Origin of the sequence: Streptomyces toxytricini (assembly GCF_014649915.1) — a bacterium.
Classification (GTDB): Bacteria; Actinomycetota; Actinomycetes; order Streptomycetales; family Streptomycetaceae; genus Streptomyces; species Streptomyces toxytricini.
In genome coordinates this window covers 73,369-93,326 of record NZ_BMTY01000010.1, presented here as the reverse complement: position 1 = coordinate 93,326, position 19,958 = coordinate 73,369, and the positions used below count along the sequence as shown (strand labels likewise).

Annotated in this window: 19 protein-coding genes; 8 read left to right on the top strand and 11 right to left on the bottom strand. The window is 76.2% G+C overall.

All coding sequences use genetic code 11. The features are described from left to right. Nucleotides 1-164: 164 nt before the first annotated feature. The 7 genes from IE170_RS14535 to IE170_RS14510 form a co-directional block, all read right to left on the bottom strand. The gene (locus tag IE170_RS14535; protein WP_189809780.1) at nucleotides 165-2,054 is read right to left on the bottom strand and encodes an ABC transporter ATP-binding protein; all 1,890 of its coding nucleotides are present in this window, start codon (nucleotides 2,052-2,054) and stop codon (nucleotides 165-167) included. Continuing rightward, a complete protein-coding gene (locus IE170_RS14530) occupies nucleotides 2,051-3,010 on the bottom strand; it encodes a JmjC domain-containing protein (protein WP_189809779.1) in 960 nt (319 codons plus the stop codon). The genes IE170_RS14535 and IE170_RS14530 overlap by 4 nt, the downstream gene beginning before the upstream one ends. A 164-nt stretch (nucleotides 3,011-3,174) precedes the next feature. Then, nucleotides 3,175-4,476, bottom strand: a complete 1,302-nt coding sequence (locus IE170_RS14525) for a lanthionine synthetase C family protein (RefSeq protein WP_189809778.1) — start codon at nucleotides 4,474-4,476, stop codon at nucleotides 3,175-3,177. After that, a complete protein-coding gene (locus IE170_RS14520; protein ID WP_189809777.1) occupies nucleotides 4,473-7,754 on the bottom strand; it encodes a lantibiotic dehydratase in 3,282 nt (1,093 codons plus the stop codon). Before IE170_RS14520 ends, IE170_RS14525 begins: the two co-directional genes overlap by 4 nt. Nucleotides 7,755-7,841: 87 nt before the next feature. After that, nucleotides 7,842-7,970, bottom strand: a complete 129-nt coding sequence (locus IE170_RS33180; protein ID WP_263407000.1) for a hypothetical protein — start codon at nucleotides 7,968-7,970, stop codon at nucleotides 7,842-7,844. A 227-nt stretch (nucleotides 7,971-8,197) separates the two neighbouring features. Then, nucleotides 8,198-8,944, bottom strand: coding sequence for a class I SAM-dependent methyltransferase (locus tag IE170_RS14515; RefSeq protein ID WP_189809776.1), 747 nt, complete (start codon nucleotides 8,942-8,944; stop codon nucleotides 8,198-8,200). Between the two features lie 291 nt (nucleotides 8,945-9,235). Further along, complete coding sequence (locus IE170_RS14510) at nucleotides 9,236-9,844, bottom strand: TIGR03086 family metal-binding protein (protein WP_189809775.1); 609 nt, start codon at nucleotides 9,842-9,844, stop codon at nucleotides 9,236-9,238. Between the two features lie 366 nt (nucleotides 9,845-10,210). On the opposite strand from IE170_RS14510, the gene IE170_RS14505 reads away from it, so the two are divergent. Continuing rightward, complete coding sequence (locus tag IE170_RS14505) at nucleotides 10,211-10,534, top strand: ribosomal protein L7/L12 (protein WP_308428393.1); 324 nt, start codon at nucleotides 10,211-10,213, stop codon at nucleotides 10,532-10,534. A 53-nt stretch (nucleotides 10,535-10,587) separates the two neighbouring features. Beyond that, a complete protein-coding gene (locus IE170_RS14500) occupies nucleotides 10,588-11,022 on the top strand; it encodes a YunG family protein (protein WP_189809774.1) in 435 nt (144 codons plus the stop codon). A 112-nt stretch (nucleotides 11,023-11,134) separates the two neighbouring features. Here IE170_RS14500 and IE170_RS14495 read toward each other — a convergent pair whose 3' ends face one another. Then, nucleotides 11,135-11,833 (bottom strand): alpha/beta fold hydrolase, encoded by a 699-nt coding sequence (locus IE170_RS14495; RefSeq protein ID WP_189809773.1) that lies wholly within the window; start codon nucleotides 11,831-11,833, stop codon nucleotides 11,135-11,137. 268 nt (nucleotides 11,834-12,101) lie between these two features. Between IE170_RS14495 and IE170_RS14490 the strand changes: the two genes are divergently transcribed. Both IE170_RS14490 and IE170_RS14485 read left to right on the top strand, forming a co-directional pair. Beyond that, nucleotides 12,102-12,245 carry a hypothetical protein gene (locus tag IE170_RS14490; protein WP_189809772.1) on the top strand — a complete coding sequence of 48 codons (144 nt, stop codon included), beginning with the start codon at nucleotides 12,102-12,104 and terminating at the stop codon, nucleotides 12,243-12,245. Between the two features lie 118 nt (nucleotides 12,246-12,363). Then, the gene (locus IE170_RS14485; protein ID WP_229884729.1) at nucleotides 12,364-13,269 is read left to right on the top strand and encodes an NUDIX hydrolase; all 906 of its coding nucleotides are present in this window, start codon (nucleotides 12,364-12,366) and stop codon (nucleotides 13,267-13,269) included. Between the two features lie 19 nt (nucleotides 13,270-13,288). Here IE170_RS14485 and IE170_RS14480 read toward each other — a convergent pair whose 3' ends face one another. Continuing rightward, nucleotides 13,289-14,281: a magnesium and cobalt transport protein CorA gene (locus tag IE170_RS14480; protein WP_189809770.1), complete on the bottom strand. Its 993-nt coding sequence runs from the start codon at nucleotides 14,279-14,281 to the stop codon at nucleotides 13,289-13,291. A 434-nt stretch (nucleotides 14,282-14,715) separates the two neighbouring features. Here IE170_RS14480 and IE170_RS14475 point away from each other — a divergent pair, with 434 nt between their 5' ends. From IE170_RS14475 to IE170_RS14465, 3 genes are all read left to right on the top strand, one after another. Then, nucleotides 14,716-15,342 carry a VanZ family protein gene (locus IE170_RS14475; protein ID WP_223856419.1) on the top strand — a complete coding sequence of 209 codons (627 nt, stop codon included), beginning with the start codon at nucleotides 14,716-14,718 and terminating at the stop codon, nucleotides 15,340-15,342. Between the two features lie 125 nt (nucleotides 15,343-15,467). Next, on the top strand, nucleotides 15,468-15,725 hold the full coding sequence (locus tag IE170_RS14470; RefSeq protein ID WP_189809769.1) for a DUF4404 family protein: 258 nt from the start codon (nucleotides 15,468-15,470) through the stop codon (nucleotides 15,723-15,725). 70 nt (nucleotides 15,726-15,795) lie between these two features. Continuing rightward, nucleotides 15,796-17,172: an NAD(P)/FAD-dependent oxidoreductase gene (locus IE170_RS14465; RefSeq protein WP_189809768.1), complete on the top strand. Its 1,377-nt coding sequence runs from the start codon at nucleotides 15,796-15,798 to the stop codon at nucleotides 17,170-17,172. Here IE170_RS14465 and IE170_RS14460 read toward each other — a convergent pair. Together IE170_RS14460 and IE170_RS14455 are read right to left on the bottom strand one after the other, a co-directional pair. Then, entirely contained in the window at nucleotides 17,159-17,803 is a 645-nt protein-coding gene (locus tag IE170_RS14460; RefSeq protein WP_223856420.1) for a hypothetical protein, read from the bottom strand. The genes IE170_RS14465 and IE170_RS14460 overlap by 14 nt on opposite strands. Before the next feature lie 129 nt (nucleotides 17,804-17,932). Then, entirely contained in the window at nucleotides 17,933-18,808 is an 876-nt protein-coding gene (locus IE170_RS14455; protein ID WP_189809767.1) for a hypothetical protein, read from the bottom strand. A 284-nt stretch (nucleotides 18,809-19,092) separates the two neighbouring features. On the opposite strand from IE170_RS14455, the gene IE170_RS14450 reads away from it, so the two are divergent. Continuing rightward, entirely contained in the window at nucleotides 19,093-19,737 is a 645-nt protein-coding gene (locus tag IE170_RS14450) for a dihydrofolate reductase family protein (RefSeq protein ID WP_189809766.1), read from the top strand. The last annotated feature ends 221 nt before the right edge of the window (nucleotides 19,738-19,958 follow it).

Here is a 19,958-nt window from a genome sequence, read left to right as displayed (position 1 = left end):
AACGGGCCGCGGACACCCGCCTGCGCCCCCGGGTCCGTCGGCGGGCGCTCACTGCTCGTGCACTTCGCCGGAGGGGGACGGGAAACTGGCGGGACCGGGGCGGGGGGGCTTCGTCGCCGCCCCCGGGAGTGGCTGCGCGCCGGCCGCCGTGGCCGTCCTAAGCGTCAGGAGTGGTCGAGCAGCTGGGTGCGGACCAGCCGGGCGTACAGCTCGTCCGTCGCGAGCAGCTCCCGGTGGGTCCCTGCGGCGCGGGCCCGGCCGGCCTCCACGACGACGATCCTGCGGGCGCCGGTGACGGTGGACAGCCGGTGCGCGATCACCACGACCGTCGTCTCCCGGGCGATGTCGGCGACGGCGTCGCGCAGGGCCCGTTCGTTCTCGGCGTCCAGTTGCGAGGTCGCCTCGTCCAGCAGCAGCAGCCTCGGGCGGCGCAGCAGGGCGCGGGCGATGGCCACGCGCTGGCGCTGACCGCCTGACAGGGCGGTGCCGCGGTGGCCGAGTTCGGTGTCGAGGCCGTCGGGCAGGCGCTCCAGGAGGACGTCGAGCCGGGTCATCGCCAGGACGGCGCGCAGCTCCCCGGCGGTGGCCCGGGGTGCGGACCGCAGGAGGTTGTCCCGAAGCGTCCCCGACAGCACCGGGGCGTCCTGCTCGACGTACCCGATGGTGGCCCGCAGGTCGGTCAGCGCCCATTCCCGCACGTCCCGGCCGTCGAGCACGATCCGGCCGGAGTGCGGCTCGTGAAACCTCTCCAGCAGCGCGAACACCGTGCTCTTGCCTGCGCCGGACGGGCCGACGAGCGCGGTGAGGCCGCCCGCCGGCACGTCCAGCGACAGGCCGTCGAGGACGGTCGCGGCGCGGCCCGGGTAGCCGAAGCGGACGCCGTGCAGCTCCAGCGCCGCGGGTGCGGCCCCCCGGGCCGGGGGCTCGGGAGGCCGGTCCGCGAGCGGCTCGGTGCCGAGCGATTCGATCTCCTCGATGCGCAGCGCGGCCGCGGCGCCCCGCTGCAGCAGGCCGGCGCTCCCGGCGAGCTGGGTGAGCAGGGGCCCGACGAAGAGGATGTAGAAGAGGAACGCGACCAGCTCGGACATGCTCATCCGCCCGGTGGCGACCCGGGTGCCGCCGAGACCGAGCACGGTCAGGAACGTCAGCCGTACGGAGAGCCCGGAGGTGACCTCGACGACGGCCTCCCAGCCAGCGGCGCGCACCCCGCTGCGCCAGGCCCGCCGGGCGGCGTCGCGGGCGGCTTCGGTCTCCTGCCGTTCCAGGCCGTTGGCCTTGACCGTGCGGAAGGCGCCGAGCGACCGCTCCAGGACGGCGCCCAGCTCGCCGGTGTCCTGCTGGGAGCGGCGGGCGGCCCGGCCGATCCGGGGGAGGGTCAGGGCGCCGAGTCCGCAGACGGTGCCGATGACGGCGACGGTGGCGGCCGTCAGGACCGGGTCGAGCAGGAGCATCGCGGCCAGGCCGCCGAGGACCATGAGGGCGGACGTCGCGCACATCGCGAGGGCCTGGCCGGCGGCGGATCTCAGCTGGGCGGTGTCGGAGGTGAGCCGGGCGACCAGGTCGCCGGGGCGCTGCCGGTCCATGTCGGGCACCGGCAGGCGCAGCACGCGGGCGGCGAGGCGTTCGCGGGTGGTGCGTACGACGCCTTCGGCGGTGCGTTCCAGCAGGTACGAGCCTGCCGCAGTGACCAGGACGGACGTCAGTACGAGGGCGGCCAGGCCGAGCGCGGAGGCGGTGGGCGGGTCCCCGGCGGCCAGCCGGTCCATGAGCGCCTTGGCCGCCATGGGCTCGGCCAGGCCGGCCAGGCCGCCGAGGAGCGCCAGCGCGGCGCCCGCTGCGAGCCTGCCCCGGTGCGGGCGCAGATGGCGGGTCAGCAGCAGGCGCAGCCCGGAGGGCGCACCGGTCGCGGCTCCGGGGGCACCCACCGGCCCGGGGCCGTGTGCCGCTTCGGAGGCGGGTCCGGGGCCGGGTCCGGGGCCCGGTGCGGCGGAGCCCGGCGCGGGGGGTGTGTGAGTGGGGGCCGCGGGTGCGGCCGGGGCTTCGGCGCCGCTCATGCGGCTGCGCTCGCCGCCGGGCCGTGCGGGGTGCCGAGCCGCTCTGCCAGTGCCGCGAGCCCCGGGTCGGCGCCGAGTCCGGGGACGGCGCCGTCGGCGCGCTGCGCGGAGCGGGCGTGGGCCAGCACCTGTGCGGCGGTCAGCTCCGGCAGCCGGGCCCGGAACCGCTCCAGCAGGAGCTCCGCGGTCGCGAGGAGGGCGGCGTCGTCGAGGGGCCGGGCGGGCAGCGGCAGCGAGTCCAGCAGCAGGCGTTGCAGAGCGGCGAAGAGGTTTTGGGTCCCCACCTCCCGGATGGTGAGGGAGAGGTGGGAGGAGAGCCCGTCGCCGCCGACCGCCTCGTGGGCGGAGCCCCGGGGGATGTAGAGCACCTCGCCGGGGCGTACGGTCTCCGCCAGCAGCACCGGGCCGGCGTCGCCGGTGGCGCCCGGGCTCCAGTCGGGGCCGTCGGGGCGGTCGCGCACCGTCCACCGCTTGCTGCCGGTCACCTGGAGCAGCAGGACGTCGGCGTCGTCCCGGTGCAGGTCCAGGCCCTGTGCTCCCGGCGGGGTGACGAAGAAGAACGCCTCTACGCGGCGGCCGAGCTCCTCTTCCAGACGGCCGGTCAGCTCCCGGGTGGCCGGGTGCCAGTGCTCGACGTTGCGCAGGACGAGCGTCGCGCCCTCGGCGAGCAGCCGGCGCAGCCGGTCCGGGTCGGCGTACCCGGGGGTGGTGACCCCGGCGACGGTGCGGGTGCGCGTGTAGCGGGAGGAGTGCACGGGGTCGCCCGCCCGGGCGACTTCCAGGTGGGGTACCCGCAGCAGCCCTCCGGCGACGGCGGTGTCGACCTCCTCCAGGGTGAGCGGGGCGGCCGGTCCGGTGCCGGGGCCGTGCCGGAAGACGGCCGGCGCGGTCTGCCAGCGGTCGTCGAGGAAGGCGTCCGTGTCGCCCACCCAGCGGGTGAGTTCCTCCCGGTCCATGGGTCTCTTCTCTCTGTCGGGTACGTCGGTGTGTCGGTACGGGGGTGTGCGGATGCCGCGGTCGCCCGGGGAGGCGCGGTGGGCGGCGTCCTACGGGGGGGCGGGGCGCAGGGGGCGACGGCAGCAGGTGCCGTTCGCGGGCGGCGCGGACCGGTGCGCCGGGCTCAGGCGAGGAGCAGGGCGCGGTCCCAGCGTGTGGCGGGCTCGGTGCCGGTGGCGAAGGTGTGCAGGGCGAGCGCTGCCCCGGCCGCGCCGGTGAGGAAGCCGCCCGGGTGCTCCTCGGACGGGCGCTCCCCCGGGGCGGGGGCGAAGCCGAACGGCGCCGCGTCGTCGGCGAGGTCGAGGAGGCGGGCCGCCAGCGCGGGGAGGTGTCCGGCGAGCTCGGCGTCGCCGCTGTCGCGGGAGGTGCGCCAGGTCGTCTGGAGCAGCCCGGCCAGTCCGTGGCAGAGCCCGGGCTCGTCCGGCCCCGCCCCGTCCGCCGCGGCGCGGCGCAGGGCCGAGCGCAGTGCCTCGACGCCGGCCTCGCGCCATTCGGGTACGTCCAGGGCGAGGCCCGCCAGGTGGAGGGCGCGGGCGATGCCGGGGGTGCCGTAGCACCAGGACGGCCGTCCCGGCCGTGGCCGCTCGGGCCCGAGGGACAGCTGGCCGGGCCACCAGGCGCCCGAGCCGTCCGTCCGGCGCCGGGCGAGCAGCCACCGCGCGAGGCGGGTGATCGCGGCCCGCTGGCCGGGCACCCGCGCTCCCTGCCGCCAGGCCAGGGCCAGCAGCGCGAGCGGGCCGGGGGCGCCGTGGGCCATGCCGATGTTGGCGTGGCCCTCCGCCGGGGTGACCGGCCGGTACGAGGCGCCGTCGAGCGCCACCCACCAGCCGGGCAGCTCCCGGCCGTCCACGCGCACCGGCCGGGTCAGCGCGGTCAGCGACCGCAGCAGCCGCGTGAGGGCGGGTTCGGCGGGCCGGCCCAGCTCCAGCAGGTGCGCGCCGAGTCCCGCCTGCCCGCTGACCACGTCGTACGCGGGGAACGTGGTGCAGCCCTGGTTACCGGCGAGGCGCTGCTCCTCCCGCTCGGCCCGGGCGAGCGCCGTGTCGGCGACCACACTGGCGAGGTGGGCGCGGGCCGCGCCCTGCCTGCCCTGGGCCTGCGCGGGGCCGTCGGCGGCCCGGTGCAGGGCGTACGACAGCGCGGCCGGCGGTCCGTACAGCCCCTGCCGTCCGGGCGCCGCCGCCTGCCTGGCGAGGGTGGCGGCATGGCGCAGCCAGAGGTGGGCGGCGGTCCGGTGCGCCGGGTCGGTGTGTGCCAGCTCTGCGTGGAGCAGGGCGATTCCGGGGGCGCCGTCGCTGAGGCTCGCGGCGCGGAAGGCGGACACCGGCCGGGCCGGGACGGCGCCGGGCTCCGCGAGCCGCCGTGCGACGCCCGCCACGACCTCGGCCGCCCGCTCGCGCAGCGCGTCGGCTCCCGCGGGGTTCACCGGGCCTCCCGGGTCCGGTCGAGGCGGCTGCGCAGCGCCGCGGCGGCCAAGGCGAACGAGCGCTCCTCGGCGGGACGGTCGATGCCGGTGAGCCTGTTGTGGTGCATGTGCAGCAGCGCGTCGAGCGGTCCGGTGCCCGCGCCGAGCCGGCGCAGCAGCTCCCCGTACGCGGTGAGCGCGGGCGCCCGGCGCTCCCAGCAGGCCAGCAGGGCGGGGCCCCCGGGCAGGGCGCGCAGCTCCTGCCAGCCGCCGAGCGGATCGGTGAGCCTGCGCGCCAGGTCCTTCGCGGCGCGGGAGGGTTCGGCCGATCCCGGGTGTGCCGGGCGGTCGATCAGGTGCCGGACCCCTTCGGGGCCGCCCGCGACACGGCAGGCCAGGTCGACGTGTCCGAGTGCGGTCAGCACGGTGCGGTCGAGGTCGAGTCCGCCCCGGTCGAGCAGCGCGGACTGTTCGAGGCAGGCGGCGCTGTCGGCGTGGAAGGCGTGCTCGGCGGCGGTCAGCGCCTCCGGCCCTCCGTAGCGTTCGAGTTCGGGCTCGTAGGTGTCCAGGACCAGCCGGCCGCCGAGGCCCTCGGTGGCGAGCCGCTCCGTCCAGGCGCCCAGGCGGGGCAGCAGGTCCCCGGTGAGGGCGGTGGCTCCGCCGTGGAAGCGCAGCCGCAGGTGGGCGCCGGGGTCGCGGTAGCGCACGTAGAACCAGCGGTCCACGGCGCCGGGCAGGTCCTCGAGCAGGCCGGGCAGCCACCGGGTGAGGATCTCGTCCTGGCGCTCCGCCGCGCAGTACACCTTGGCGTACAGCCACCGGGAGCCGGGGCCGTGGGCGGTCCGGCCACGGCGGGGGGCGGAGACGGGCACGGGTGCGGAGGAGGGCCGGAGCGGGCGGTGCGCCGGGGGCGCACCGGGGCGGGAGGCGCGGACCAGCGGGAAGGCGATCTCGTTGACCCGCCCGGCCCGGCGGGCACGGCCCGGGCCGCCCGGCTGCGCGGGCTCGCCGGCCGCCGGATCGGCGGGACCGGCCGCCAGCCAGCCGAAGTTGTGGCCGCAGCTCTCCGGAAGCTCCTGCAGCACGCCGCCGGGGCGGCGCAGCCACTCGTCGCGCAGCAGCGCGCGGTGGAAGGGGCGCCGCAGGTCGAGGGCGATGCGGTTGTCCCCGGTGACGCTCTCCACCAGGTCGGGGACGCGCCAGCGCGCCCTCCAGGCGCCGAAGCGCCGGTCCCAGTCGGCGGGGGCGGTCGCCCGGTCCTGCAGGGCCGGGTCCGTCGGGCGCCAGCGCGCCAGGGCGAGGACGGTGCGGCCGCGCCGGACCCGGGGGAGGTACGGGAGGGTGTCCGCGGCGCCCCAGCGCCAGCGCGGCCAGGCAGGCAGGCCGTTCTCGGTCACCTCGTGCAGGAACCGGGCCGCGTTCGGCGCGTGCCAGACCGTCGCGAGCATGCTGGGGACGACCGGTACGACCTCCCGGCCCAGCCGCGGCGCGACCACGGCGAGCCGGTGCACGTCGGCGACGACGGCCAGGTCGGACACGCCGAGGTCCGCACGCCCGGGGCCCGCTGTGCGGTCCGCGAAGGCACCGATGGTGATGGTGTGGTCCAGTCGGCGCGGCACCAGCGCGACGTTGGCGGTCGCACCGCGCGGCGGAGGGAACCGCATCTGCGCCGTCACCGCTCCCGACGCCGCCCCGGGCACCTGCCGTACCAGTGCGGTGACGCGGGCGTCGTCGGCGCCCAGGACGAATCCGAAGCGCCCGGCGTGCGCCCCCGCCGTACGCGCTCCACCGGTGACGACCAGCCGGAAGTCGCCGTCGGCCAGCGCGTCGGGGGTGTCGGCGAGCAGTTGCGCCAGGATCTCGAAGGAGGGCGGTGGCGGGGCGTCGCCCTCGTCCGGTGCCAGCCGCTCGAGCAGCGCGTCGTCGAGGACGACCTCCCGCTCGCCGTTGACGGCGGCTTCCTGGGCCAGCTCGGCCAGCAGCCGGTCCTGGTCGTGCGGGTCGCGCGGATCGTCCGCGACCGCGCGCAGGGTCCGGGCGGTGGCGGGCATCCGGTAGCCGGCCGGCGCGCCGAGCCCGGTGTCCGGATCGAGGGCCTCCTTGAGCGGCACGGCCCGCCCGGCACCGTATCTCTCCAGGAAGTCCTCGTGGAACTGGCGCAGGTGGGCCGGGCCCGGCCGGGCCGACGCCAGCCGCCACAGGGCCTCGGCGGCCCGTTCGACCTCGGCCCGCACGGCGGGGGGCAGCCGGATGTCCACGTCCAGGCCCAGGTCGACCTGGAGAAGGTGGTCCGACGGGTGGAGGGCGGCCATCCGGCGGGTCGCCGCGTCACGGGCCGCCAGGCCGCCGCCCAGGGGGGCCGCCGCGTAGGCGGCCAGCTCGCGGTGGGCGGCGGCCAGTTCTCCGGCCACCGCCGCGACGGCGGCGGGCAGCGGCTGCCCCTCGGGCCGCGGGGTGAGCAGCGACAGCACGTGGCCGAGCGGGTCGGCGCCGTCCAGCGGCGGGCGCAGCTCCGTCAGCAGCACCTCGGAGCCGACGAGGCCGGCGAGGAGCCGCTCCGCGGTGGCGGGCGGCACCGCCGGGTAGGCGCCGGTCAGTTCGTCGAGCAGGTCGGTGAACCGCACGGGCCGCACGGCGCGTTCCACTACGCGCAGCACCACCTCGCCGGCGCGCACGGAGACCTCCTGGGCGGCCGGGCGGGCGCCTCCCCCGCCCGGGGCGGGGACGTAGGGGACGACGAGTCTGCCGCCCCGGACGAAGCACAGGTCGTTGGCCGTGACGCGCAGGCGCCGCAGCACGGCCGGCTCCCGCTCCAGGCGGGCGACGACCTCGGTGAGCCACCCCATGTCGGGCCTCACCGCCTTGCGGTGGCCGCCGCCCCACGCGACCTGCGGGGCGCCGGGCTCGTCGGCGAACCCGATGGCGGCCACCCCGGCCATGGTGCCGAAGGGGGTGGCCCGGCCGCTCATCCGCAGCCGGTAGCGGGCCACGGCGCGTACCGCGCGGCGCAGCTGCTTGGGGCGGACGGGTTCACCGGCGGCCACCGCGTCGAGGGTCCGGCTCAGGGACGGGCTCGCCAGGGAGACCGCCTCCCGCAGCCGGGCGTCGGCCGCGATGGCCCCCAGCCGGGCCCGCAGGTCCGCCTCGGGCGCGCCGTCCACGTCGGCCTCGCCGTCGGCGCCGGGGTCCCCGGGCGGCTCCTGCGCCCGGGCCGCCGCGCGGAACAGCAGGGTGTCCGCGCAGCGGAAGAGCGGCGGAACAGGGGTGTCACCGCCCGGGTGGGTTGCGGGTGCCGCCACGGAGATCCTCCAGGAGAAGTACGGGAACCGGGCGAGGCGGCCCGAAGGACCGGGCCGCCTCACCTGAAGTGCCTGCCGGACCGTCCGTCAGATGGTGGTCTTGCAGTAGAACGGCCACGAGCCGGTCGCGGCCTGGGCCTCGGCGCCCTGCACGTCCTCGACGGGGGCGGCGATCTCGACGATGTCCAGCTCGAACAGCTCGGTGACGTTGTCCATGACAACTCCTCGATGTGGTGTGCCCGCCGTTCCCGGCGGCGGCCTCCGGCTTGTCCCGGGCGGCGTGAGACCAAGCTAGGAGGCGGCGGGCGATGTGCGTTCGACACGCGTTCTACGGATGATCGACGCCCGATCGACGGGCGGATCGACGCGTGGACCGACGCGTCGACGGACGTGGACCGACGTGTCGGGCGCAGCCCCGGGCCCTGCGGGACCACCGGGCGGGGTCAGGCCCGGCAGCGGAGCATTTCCAGCGGCGGGTGCGCGAGGAGGTCGGCCCAGAAGTCCGCCCCGTACGCGGCGATGCCCGCCTCGGACACCTGCAGCGGCACCCACTCCAGGTCGCGGAATCCGGCCCGGTGCAGGCACCCCTCGTAGACGTCGCGGCGGGGGACCGTGCCGAGGATGCTGATCGGCTCCGGGTCGAGGAGCGCGGTGACCCGTACAAGCGGGCCGGCCTCCCGCTCCTCGCCCGTCGGCTCGCAGCGGAAGCCGTACGTGTCCAGGCTCCGGCAGTCGAAGCGGTAGTCGGGCTTCTGCGCGAACACGAAGAACTCGCCGCCCGGCACCAGGCTGCGGTGGATGTTGCGGCACATGCGCTCCATCTCCGCGATGTCGGAGGCGTAGTTGAGGCACTGCACCGCCAAGGCGATGTCGAACGGCTGCTCCGGCTGCTCGAGTTCGGCGGCGTCGCCGACCTCGTAGCGCACGCCCAGCGGATCCCGCTCCTCGATCCGCTGCGCGGCGGCGACCATCTCGACGGAGATGTCCACGCCGAACACGTCCGAGGCGCCGCGGCGCTTGAGCTCCCGGCTGTAGAAGCCGGTTCCGCACGCCACGTCGAGGACCGACCTGCCGCTGACGTCACCGACCATGCCGAGGAAACTCGGCACTTCCCCGTAGCGGATCAGCGGCAGGGACTTGAAACCCTCGAACGCCTCGCCGATACCGTCGTACTGCTGCTGCACGCTCACGTGCGCCCCCTCTGTTCTGTGATGCGTCCCGTATGCAGGCCGCACCGGGCCCCGGCGGAGTGTGGAGGGGGGCCCGGTGCGGCGATGGCAGAAGTCTGCTCCGGGCAAGTCCGGGCGCCGTACTGGCAGATGACACGAACAAGCGGGCGGGCGGCCCCCGTATCGACCAACGACGTCCGGCTGTTGCACCTGCTCCCGGTGGGCGCTGTCGGCGGTGCCCTCGGACCGGCGGGGCGGGGTTCTGCGGAAGCCGCTCAGGGGGTGGGCGGCGGCTCAGGGGTGGGCGGCGGCTCAGGGGGTGGGCGGCGGCGTCCAGCGCGGATCGCGTCCGCTGAGCCCGACCGCCCGGTCGAGCAGCGGCGCGTCGTCGGGCACGGGCACGACGGGCCCGAAGATCTCGCCCCGGCCGGAATCGTCCTCCTCGGCGGACGCGCGGAGGAAGGCGTACGAGGCGTGCAGCGCGGCCGGGTCCGGGTCGTAGGGCCGGCCGGTGGCCCGGGCCAGGTCCCAGCCGTGGATCACCAGCTCGTCGGTGGCGACCGCGCCCGCGACCCCGCCGGGGAGCTCCACGCCTCCAGCGCGGGTCATGCCGGTCCAGGCGGCCGGATCCCGCCAGGCGACGGCCATCTCGGCGAGCAGCCGGGGCAGTTGCTCCCGCCAGTCGGCGGGCAGGTCGGGTACGGAGCCGGCGTCCGGGGCGGTGGCGGTCGTCGGGCCGAGGTCCTTCCGGGCGGCATCGCGGAAGGCGGTCGCGAGACCCGCCAGGTGGGCGAGCAGGCCGCCGACCCGGTATCCGGGGCAGGGCGTCGGATCGGCGAGCCGGTCGTCCGGGAGGTCCGCCGCGAGCCGCGCCACGATCCGGGCCTGGGGGCGGAGGTCGAGAAACGCCGCGTCGGTCATGTGCCGCTCCTTCGGGGACGATGGCTCGAAGGGTAGACCGGCGGCGAACCCGGAACTCACCGCAACACGGACCACACGCATCCCGCCATCGCCGATCCGCCCGTACGGGCACCCGGACGCCGGAAAACCGGGGGCCGGGCGGCGCCGAACTGCGACGATTCCCTGGCGGACGGCCTCGCCACGGCGTGCGGGGCGTGTGGATTGCCGACGAGGGCCGGTTCGACGACTGCGCGGCCTGCCAGGCGGTGTGGACCGTGCCGGCCGTAGCCTGCACGGGAGGAGCTGCGCACGGAGGGCGGCGGGTCAGATGGGGTCGCCCGCTGATGGTTCACCTACCGGCCGGTTCCAAGCCGCAGAGGAGGGTGTGTGGAAGAGCCGGGATTCCGAGTGCTGCTCATGGAGTCAGGATGCCGGAAGTCGGAGGCGATCCGGGCGATCCGCGCGATCACCGGACTCAGCCTGTGGAACAGCAAGCTCCTACTGGACAGTGCGCCCGTGCAGGTCACAGAACCCGACTGGCTCGAAGCCGCCCGGCACGCGGCCGGTGTCCTTGCGGCCGCAGGCGCCCGCGCGACCGTGTTGTGCGACTGGTGTGAGCGCACCGTCAGCCGGGAGGCGGGCCCCCTCGACCCGACCCCCTGCAGGGGTCCATGGCCGCTGGAGGCGTGTCGAGCGAGTGGTCCGGGTTGACCCCGGGGTCGGCGTGACGGCCCGTTGTCAGTGGCGGGTGGCAGGCTGCCGGGATGACATCCTTGCTTCTTGCCGACATCGAGCGGGCCGTACGCGACAGTTGGAGTGCCGAGACCTGCACCCCCGAGTACCGCTCGCGGTGGACCGACGACAACCCGGCGCGCGACCAGTGCGGGGTGACCGCACTCGTCCTCAACGACCTGCTGGGCGGCGAGCTGGTACGCGGCGAGGTCCACGTCGACGGCGAGCGGGTCGACTACCACTGGTGGAACCGGCTCGGCGAGGGCGTCGAGATCGACCTGACGCGCGAGCAGTTCCGTCCGGAGGAGGAGGTCGTGGGCGGCACCGTCATACCCCGGCCGCCGCGCGGGGAGCCGCACCGGCTCCGGGAGGAGTACGAGCTCCTGCGCAGCCGGGTCCTGGAACGCCTGGCACAGCCGGGAGAGGCACGGACCAGGTCGGCCTCGGCCGCCCCGCCCGCCGGCTGACCAGCCGGACCGCCGCCGGGCCCGGCCGCAGGCGGCGCCGCCGCGGAGGCCTCCGGACGGCCGGGCGCCCACCCGGCGTCGGCCGAGCGGACGGCTGCCCCGGCAAGGAGGTTCAGCGCCCGGCCGTGTCCAGGAGGAGGCGGGCCAGCTCCTGCGGTTGCGAGAACATCGGCCAGTGGCCGGTGGCCATGTCGATCCGGCGCCAGCGCGGCCCGGTCAGCAGCCGGGCCACGTCGTCGGTCGGCTCGGCGCCGTCGAGGAGGCACTTGACGTACGTCGCCGGCAGCTCCTCCAGCGGCCGGACCAGCACGGCGGGGTCGGCCAGGGAGGCGCCCGGGTGCGGGGTCGCGCCGGCCGTGAACCGGGTGATCTGCCGCTCCCCGAGGCCCTGGCCGGCGCACTCGGCAGCGGTGATCGGCGCCCAGAGGCCGTCGTGCGCGGCGATGGCGGCCTCGAGCTTCGCCGGGCCCTCCCACCAGGTGGAGACGAACGACTCCCCCTCGGCCGGGACGTTGGAGTCGAGGAATACGACCCGGGTGAGCCGGTCGCCGATCCGCCCGCCGGCCTGGCCGACCGGGATGCCCGCGTAGCTGTGCCCGACCAGCACGACGTCGTGCAGATCGAGGCGCTCGACCTCGCCTACGACGTCCCGGACATGGGTCTGCCGCCCGACGGGCAAGTGCCGCTTCTCGGCCAGGCCGGACAGCGTCAGCGGGTGCACGCCGTGGCCGGCCCGGCGCAGTGCGGGCGCCACCTCGTCCCACGCCCACGCTCCGAGCCATGCGCCTGCCACCAGTACGAAGTTCGCCATGGCGGCACCGTAGCGGGCGGGTCCGACAATGCCGCCGGGCTGCTGCCCGGTGATCCCGGTGCCGCGGAGAGCGGCAGGACCAGGTCCCGGCCGGTGCCCGCCGCGCGGGAAGGGGGGCTTGCCCGGCCGCTCGCGGTGGTCGTGGGCAAGCGTCGGCGGCAGCCCGCAGGCGCGGTCCTGCCATCGGCGGGGCGTCGGCGCCCCGCGGGGTTGCGTGATGAGTACGCGTACTCAGGCCGAGGCGGATCCGGTACGGCAGGGTGTTCCCATGCACCAGCGTGAATGGAAGCCCGCGGACCACCGACTCGGCGTCGAACGCGCCGGCATTGCCGTCCTGGCGGTGGCGGCGGCACTCGCCGCGGCGGCGGCCATAGCCGTGCTGTCCGTCGTCACCGTCCACGCCTTCGCCTGACGCCCGGCACGCGGAGCAGGCGTGTGCAAGACTGGTCGGCCGCCCGCCGGAAGGACCGGCACCGGGCCGCCCGTCCGGCCTGCAGTCGTTGCGCCCGACCCCCGCCGAGGAGCCCGTGGTGAACCCCTCCGACGAACCGCGCGTGGTCGCCGCGCTGCTGGTCGACTCCCGAGGCCGCTACCTGCTGCACCTGCGCGATGCCAACAAGGACATCGGGGACCCCGGGACGTGGAGCCTGCCCGGCGGGCACCGCGACGGGGAGGAGACCTCCGCCGAGGCGGTGCGGCGGGAGCTGCGGGAGGAGACGGGCCTCGAGGTCCCGCTGCGGGAGTTCGCCGTCGTCGACAATCCCGGGGCGTCCGGCGGAGCCGCCGGGAGCCGGGTCCGGGTCTACCTCGGAGCGTGGGACGGGGACGCCGACGCGCTGCCCTGTCCCGAGGGCATCATGTTCCACCACTTCGACGCGGCCACCGTTCCGTACCTGACGATGTGCCCGTGGGCGAAGGACGTCATCGGCATCCACCAGGCCGCCGGGGCCCCCGTCCCGCCCGCAGCGCCCCCGCGGGACCGCCCCGGCGGCGACGGCTCCCGCGGAGTTCCGAACGTCGTCGGCGTCCACCTCTTCCTGGAGCGGGACGGTCGCGTCCTGCTCGGGCTGCGCCACCCCGACTCGGCGTTCGCGGCCCGTACGCACCACTTCCTCGCCGGTCACTGCGAGCGGGAGTCCGCCGTCGCCTGCCTGGTGCGCGAGGCGGAGGAGGAGGCCGGGCTCGGGATCGACCCCGCCGACGTGGAACTCGTCCACGTGGTGCACGTCGTGGACGGGCCCGGCGACCGGCCCCGCATGCAGCTCGTCTTCCGCGCCCGCGCCTGGACGGGCACGCCGGAGGTTCGGGAGCCCGACCGGTGCGTGTCCTGGGGCTGGTGGCCCGCCGACGCACTCCCGGACCGGGTCGTCCCCTACACCCGCGCCGCGATCGAGGGCATCCGGGCGGGCCGGATGTACACCGAACTCGGCTGGTGACCTTGCGCCCGCCTGACCGCTACAGCCAGCGGTTGCGGCGGAAGGCGCGGTACAGCAGCCCGGATGCGGCCGCCATCAGGCCGAGGGCGAAGGGGTAGCCGTAGCTCCAGTCCAGTTCGGGCATGTGCCGGAAGTTCATCCCGTACACGCCCGCGACCATGGTGGGCACGGCGAAGATGGCGGCCCAGGCCGAGATGCGCCGCATGTCGTCGTTCTGCCAGGACGCCACCCGCGCCTGCTGCGCGTCGAGGACGGCGTTCAGCAGCTCGTCGAGGGTGCGCACCTCGGTGTCGGTGCGCGCGAGGTGGTCGGCGACGTCGCGGAGGTACGGCAGCGCCTGCGCGGGATACGGCTCCTCGCCGCGGTTCAGCAGGCCGTGGACGACGGGGACGAGCGGCTGTACGGCGTCGCGGAACTCGCGCACCTCCCGCTTGAGGGAGTAGATGTCCTCGGTGACGTCGGTGCGGTCCACGGAGAACACGCTGTCCTCCAGCCGGGTCAGGGCCGCCCTGGCCTTGCCGGCGGCGTCCCCGTAGGCGTCGACGACGACGTCGAGGACGGCGTGGACGACGGCGAGCGGGCCGTAGCGGAGCAGCGCCGGGTCGTTGCCGAGGCGGCGGGCGGCTTCGGCGGCGGGGTCGGCGGGGCCGTGGCGGACGGTGAGGACGTAGCGGGGGCCGGCGAAGAGCATGACCTGGCCCGTCTCGACGGCGTTGCCGCGGGGGACGTACCACAGCGTCTTCAGGGCGATGGCGAGCACGTCGCCGAAGGACTCGCTCTTGGGGCGCTGCCGGGGGTGGAGGGCGTCCTCGACGGCCAGGGGGTGCAGGCCCAGCTCGGCGGCGAGGCCGACGAGTTCGGCCTCGGTGGGGTCGTCCAGGCGCACCCAGCCGAAGCGGTGCGGTTCCAGCTCGCGGAGTTCCTTCAGGACCACCCGGCAGGCGTCGTCCCCGAGGCCGCACCGCACGGAGTCGCTGCGGCCGGTCCGTTCGTCGTACAGCGTGCATTCCATGGTGTGTCGTCTGCTTCCGCACCGCCGGTTCATGCGTACGTCATTCCCGCTGCCGGGTGACGGCGGTTCAGGAAGCCGCGCCGGAAGGGGTTTGGCGGGGCGGGGACGGGTCACACGCGTCGACGGCGGGGTCTGCGGTCGGACTTCGGCGGGCCCCGCCGGGCCTGGGCCGCGCACGTGCTCACCGGCGGCCCAGGACCCGTCGGCATCACGGGCACCAAGGGGAACACCCGGCTGCCGAACGGGATCCGCACGGCGCACGGGCTCGCGCCCCGCCCCGCCCTCCTCCCCGGGCGGCGGCGGGGCCGCATCCCGGCAAGCCCCCGGCCACGGCGCTCGGACCGCCGTCCCCGGGCTCGCGGAATCCGTACGGCAGCCGCCCACCCCGACGACCGGCCCGGCCCGAGAAGCCCCTTGCCCGGAAGGAGTCCGTCATGGAGATGCGCAGGAAGCTCGCCGGCCTACGGCTGTGGGGGCCGCCCGGTCGTCCGGTGCGGCAGCCGCGGACGGAGCCGGCCGCGGAGCCGGTGCGGCGTCCGGCGGTGCGGGCGCTCGCCGTGCTGGCCGCATTCGTCGGCACGGTGCTGTTCAGCCTGGCCCTGGCCCGGGTGACGCTGGAGCCGTCGGCCGCCTCGGCGGACCTCGTGCACAGCAACGTCCATCCGGGGGCCTCGATCCGGCAGTACCTGGAGCAGGCCTCCGCCGGGGACGCCTTGCGGCAGCTCGGCGGGAACCTGCTGCTCGGAGTGCCTTTCGGCCTGCTGCTGCCGGTGATGCTGCCGCAGACGCGCGGCCTGCTGCGGGTCGCCGCGGTGACGGCCGTCGTGATGACCCTGGTGGAGCTGGTCCAGGGCGCCCTGGTCACGGGGCGCGCCTTCGACGTCGACGACGTGCTCCTCAACACCGCGGGTGCCCTGCTCGGGTTCCTCCTCGCGGGCCGTCGGATGAGCCGGGCGGTGCACCCGCGCCGCCGGCACTGGTGGCACCGCCTGCCCGGGTTCGGCCCGCGCGGCGGCGCCGGAGCGCCCGAGGCGGGCGGCGGGGCCCGGCCGCCGGTGTGACCGCGTCGGCCAGTCGGCCGAGGGGGTGCGTACGGGCGCGCGGACGGGGCAACCGGCCCCTATCCGCCCCCGGAGGGTATTCCTCCGGCACGTGGGCGGGGAGTGACGAGCGACGAGGAGGCACCATGCCGAACCGGCCTGCGGACGAACACCTGGACGCGCTGCGCGCACGGCTCGCGGCGCCCGGGGAGCAGGGGCTCGCCCCGGCGGAGCGGGAGGAGCTGCAGCGGCTCCTGGACAGGGCCGGGCGGGACGGGGCGCGGGACGACCCGGGTCTGGCCGAGTCGCTGGAGGAGGCCGCCGCGGGTTTCGAGGCGCGGCATCCGTCCGTCTCCGCCGCCCTGCGGACGGTCGGCGTGAACCTGGCCAACCTCGGCATCTGACATCCGGCGGCCGGTGCACTGCCCGGCCCTCCGACACCCCGGCCCCACCACCTCCCGAAGGGAAGACACCATGGCTCGACCGAGGATCCTCGTGGTCGGTGCCGGCTTCGCCGGCGTCGAGTGCGTGCGCCGGCTGGAGCGCCGGCTCGCGCCCGGGGAGGCGGACATCACGGTCGTCACCCCGAACTCCTACCAGCTGTACCTGCCGCTGCTGCCGCAGGTCGCGTCAGGGGTGCTGACCCCGCAGTCGGTGGCCGTGTCGCTGCGGCGCAGCGAGCGCCACCGCACGCGCATCCTGCCCGGCACCGCGGTCGGCGTGGACCCGGAGGCGAAGGTGTGCGTCGTGCGCACGATCACCGGGGACCTCACGGACCAGCCGTACGACCACCTCGTCCTGGCCCCCGGGAGCGTCACCCGGAGCTTCGACATCCCCGGGCTGGCCGAGCACGCGCGCGGCATGAAGACCCTCGCCGAGGCCGCTTACCTGCGCGACCACGTCATCGCGCAGCTCGACCTGGCGGACGCGTGCGGCGACCCCGCCGAGCAGGACGGCCGGCTGCGCTTCGTCGTGGTGGGCGGCGGATATGCGGGCACCGAGACTGCGGCGTGCCTGCAGCGCCTGACCACGCACGCGGTGCAGCGGTACACGCGGTTGGAGGAGCGCCAGATCAGCTGGCACCTCGTGGACCTCGCCCCGCGGCTGATGCCGGAGCTGGGCGACGCCCTGGGGCGTGCCGCGCTGGACGTGTTGCGCCGGCGCGGCATCGAGGTCTCCCTCGGGGTGAGCGTCGCCAAGGCCGGCGCCACGGAGGTGACGCTCACCGACGGGCGCGTCCTGCCCACCCGTACGCTGATCTGGACGGCCGGTGTCGCGGCGAGCCCCCTGGTGGCGACCCTGGGGACGCCCACGGAGCGGGGGCGGCTCGTCGTCACCCCGGAGATGGTCGTGCCGGGGGCGCCGGGGGTGTTCGCGCTGGGCGACGCCGCCGCCGTGCCCGACCTGGCGCAGGAGGCCGAGGGGGCCGTCTGCCCGCCCACCGCGCAGCACGCCTCGCGGCAGGGCCGTACGGTCGCCGACAACGTGATCGCCGCGCTGCGCGGCCAGGCGCTGCGCCCGTACCGGCACCGCGACCTGGGGCTCGTCGTGGACCTCGGCGGCGCGGACGCCGTGTCGAAGCCCCTGGGGGTGCCGCTGCGCGGCCTGCCGGCGCAGGCGGTGGCGCGCGGCTACCACTGGGGGGCGCTGCGCACGGGTGTCGCGAAGACCCGCGTCCTGACGAACTGGCTGCTGAACGCGGTGGCCGGCGACGATTTCGTACGGACCGGCTTCCAGGAGCGGCGGCCCGCCACCCTGCGGGAGTTCGAGCAGACCGACGCCTATCTGACGCCGGAGGAGATCCGGGCCCGTACGGGGCACGCCCCCGGTCGGGCCGTCAGTCGAGGGTGAACTCCCAGTACGCGGCCTCGCGGTAGCCGTCGTCCGGGGGCCGCACCTCGACGGTGACGGTCACGCCCGTGCGGTCGGCCCTGAGCCGTACGGGCACGGTCCTCTTGCCGTCCTCGGCCAGCGGCGGCAGCAAGGCCGCGGCGGACTCGTCGCGGTTGGCCCACCGCAGTCCGTCGGAAGTGGGGGCGTCCAGGGGGCGTCCGGCGCGTACGACGAGGGGCGCCTGCCCGTACTCGGAGACGGCGGACTCGGCGGAGTCCCCGCCGATGCGCTGCTCCCCGTCCGTGTCGTTGCGGTAGGTGACGGTGAGGTGGTGGGTGCCGTCGGCCGCCCGGCGGGGTGCGCTGACGGTGACCTTCAGACCGTCTTCGTACCGGGCGGTGCGGCCCGCGGCGAGCGGGTCGGCGACGCCGCCGTCGGCACCCGAGGTCTCCTCCAGCTGCCCGTACCCGTCGATGCCGCGCTCCAGCTCGTGCAGTCCCACGAGCCCGAGGCAGGCCAGGACGGCCAGGACGGCCAGCGCCGCCCCACAGCCCGTGAACCGGCGTGGCGCCGCTGCCGCGGGGCTCCCCGGTCGCGGGTCGTCCGCCGGGGCCGGGGGCGGTGCAGGGGTCGGGGGGTGTGCCGTCATGGCGCCACCGTAGGCCGGCCGGGGTGGCCGGGTCCTGAGCGGGGGTACTCAGGTCTCCTGAGTAGCGGGCCCCGGTTTCGAGCGGTACGCACTCCTTCCGGCCGGGCGTCGCGGTCGCCCCGCCGTGCTTCACCGGTTCTTGCGCAGCTCGTACAGGTCGTTGTCGTCCGGGTCGCCGACGGGGTGGTAGAGCTCCGGACGCTCCGGGCTGCCGGCGACCCGCCATGCGGGCAGCGGGCAGCCAGGGATGCGGATGTCGACGCGCTGGCCCCAGGTGTTGCGCCGGCCGGGGGTGAGGGTCCAGGTGCCGGGGCCGGAGCAGCCTCGGCCCCAGCCGGACCCTTCACCGGTCCGGAAGTGCTTGACGGCCGAGGCGGTGGCGGTGCCGTCGGCGGCGAGGGTGACGGTTCCGCCCGTGCGGTCCGACCAGGTGCCCGGCATGGAGGCTCCGGTGAGCAGCGGCGGCCGGTACTTCGGCACGATGTCCGTCCAGAGGGCGAAGGAGCCCAGGAGTCCGATGCCCGCCACGACCGCGGCGCCCCGGAGCAGGACCAGGCCGAACAGCCCCGCCCGGCGCAGCCGGCCGATGAGTGCGGCGGCGGACAGGACGGCCGTGGCCACCGCCCAGGCCGTGAGCCGGCCGGTCGGGTCTTCGCCGGCGTCGGCGCCCGCCGCCGCGGGCAGACCGGTCAGCACCGCCAGGACGCCCACCGGCCAGGGCCAGGCGTCACGGCCGCCGAAGACGCGCCCGAGGGCGCCCGCTAGCGCCACGGCGGGCAGGACGGCGACGAGCGACAGCACGAACGCCGCGACGAGGACGAGCTGGGAGACGGCGAGGAGGGACGCCAGGGCGTCGGCGGTCGGGCCGAGGCGCAGCGGCTCCCGGGTCATGAGGTACAGCACGGCGAGGACGGCCGCGAGCAGCGCCTCCAGGAACAGCACCGTCGTCGAGACCGCCAGGACGCGGCCGTAGGAGCGCCTCGGCGCCGGTTCTGCGGATTCCATGACGGGTCCCCTCCCCCGGCCCGCCGGGCGGGGCCGTCGCCCGTCCGGATCGCGCCGCGCGCCGTCATCCTGCCACACCCCTGAACGCGTTCAAAACTCTTTTCCTCCGGGTCGGTCCGGTGCCGTTCGCGGGCGGTGTGCGCCGCCGCTGCCAGACTGGCGGCCGGCCCCGAGCGGGGGCCGGACACAGCCCCTGCCCCATCCCCGGCCCGGGCGCACCGATGAGTTGCGGCGTCCGGAACGGTCTGCCGACCACTGCCGGGCAATCCGAGGAGGACGTGCGCATGGCCCAGCTGCTGAGGGTCCAGAACTTCAACGTGTCGAGCGACGGGATCGGGGCCGGGGAGGACCAGACGCTGGAGCGCCCCTTCGGGCACGTCGACCCGGGGAGGATGTTCGCGTGGGCCGGCGCCACGGCGAGCTGGCCGAACCGCACCGAGCCCGGCGGCAGCCGGGGGCTGGACGACTACTTCACCCGGGACTTCACCCACAACATCGGCGCCGAGATCATGGGCCGGAACAAGTTCGGCCCGCAGCGCGGCCCCTGGCAGGACCACGGTTGGCGCGGCTGGTGGGGCGACGAGCCGCCCTTCCACACGCCGGTGTTCGTGCTGACCCACCACCCGCGGCCCTCGTTCACCCTCTCCGACACCACGTTCCACTTCGTGTCCGGCGAGCCGGCGGCCGTCCTCGACCTGGCGCGGGAGGCCGCGCAGGGCAAGGACGTGCGGCTCGGCGGCGGGGTGCGCACGATCCGCGAGTTCCTGGACGCCGACCTCGTCGACACCCTCCACGTGGCGGTGTCGCCGGTGGAACTCGGGACGGGGCTGAAGCTGTGGGACTCCCCGCAAGACCTACTCGACCGCTTCCACCTGGAGACCGCTCCGAGCCCGAGCGGGGTGGTGCACCACGTGTTCTGGCGCCGGTGAGGTCCGGCGCGGCGGTTCCCCGGGGCGCCGCCCACTGCGGCCGGGGACGGGGGCCTGGGCAGGAGCTCGCGCGGCCGCTCCGGGGCCCGGGGCGAAGGACGGGGGCGGCCGGCGGCACCGGGCCGCGGCGGCGGGCGCGACACGGCCGCGGCAGGGGCCGATGGAAGCCCCGGGAGCGGTCGCTCTGGTTGGGTGGAGGGGTCAGTACCCGCCCACCCGAG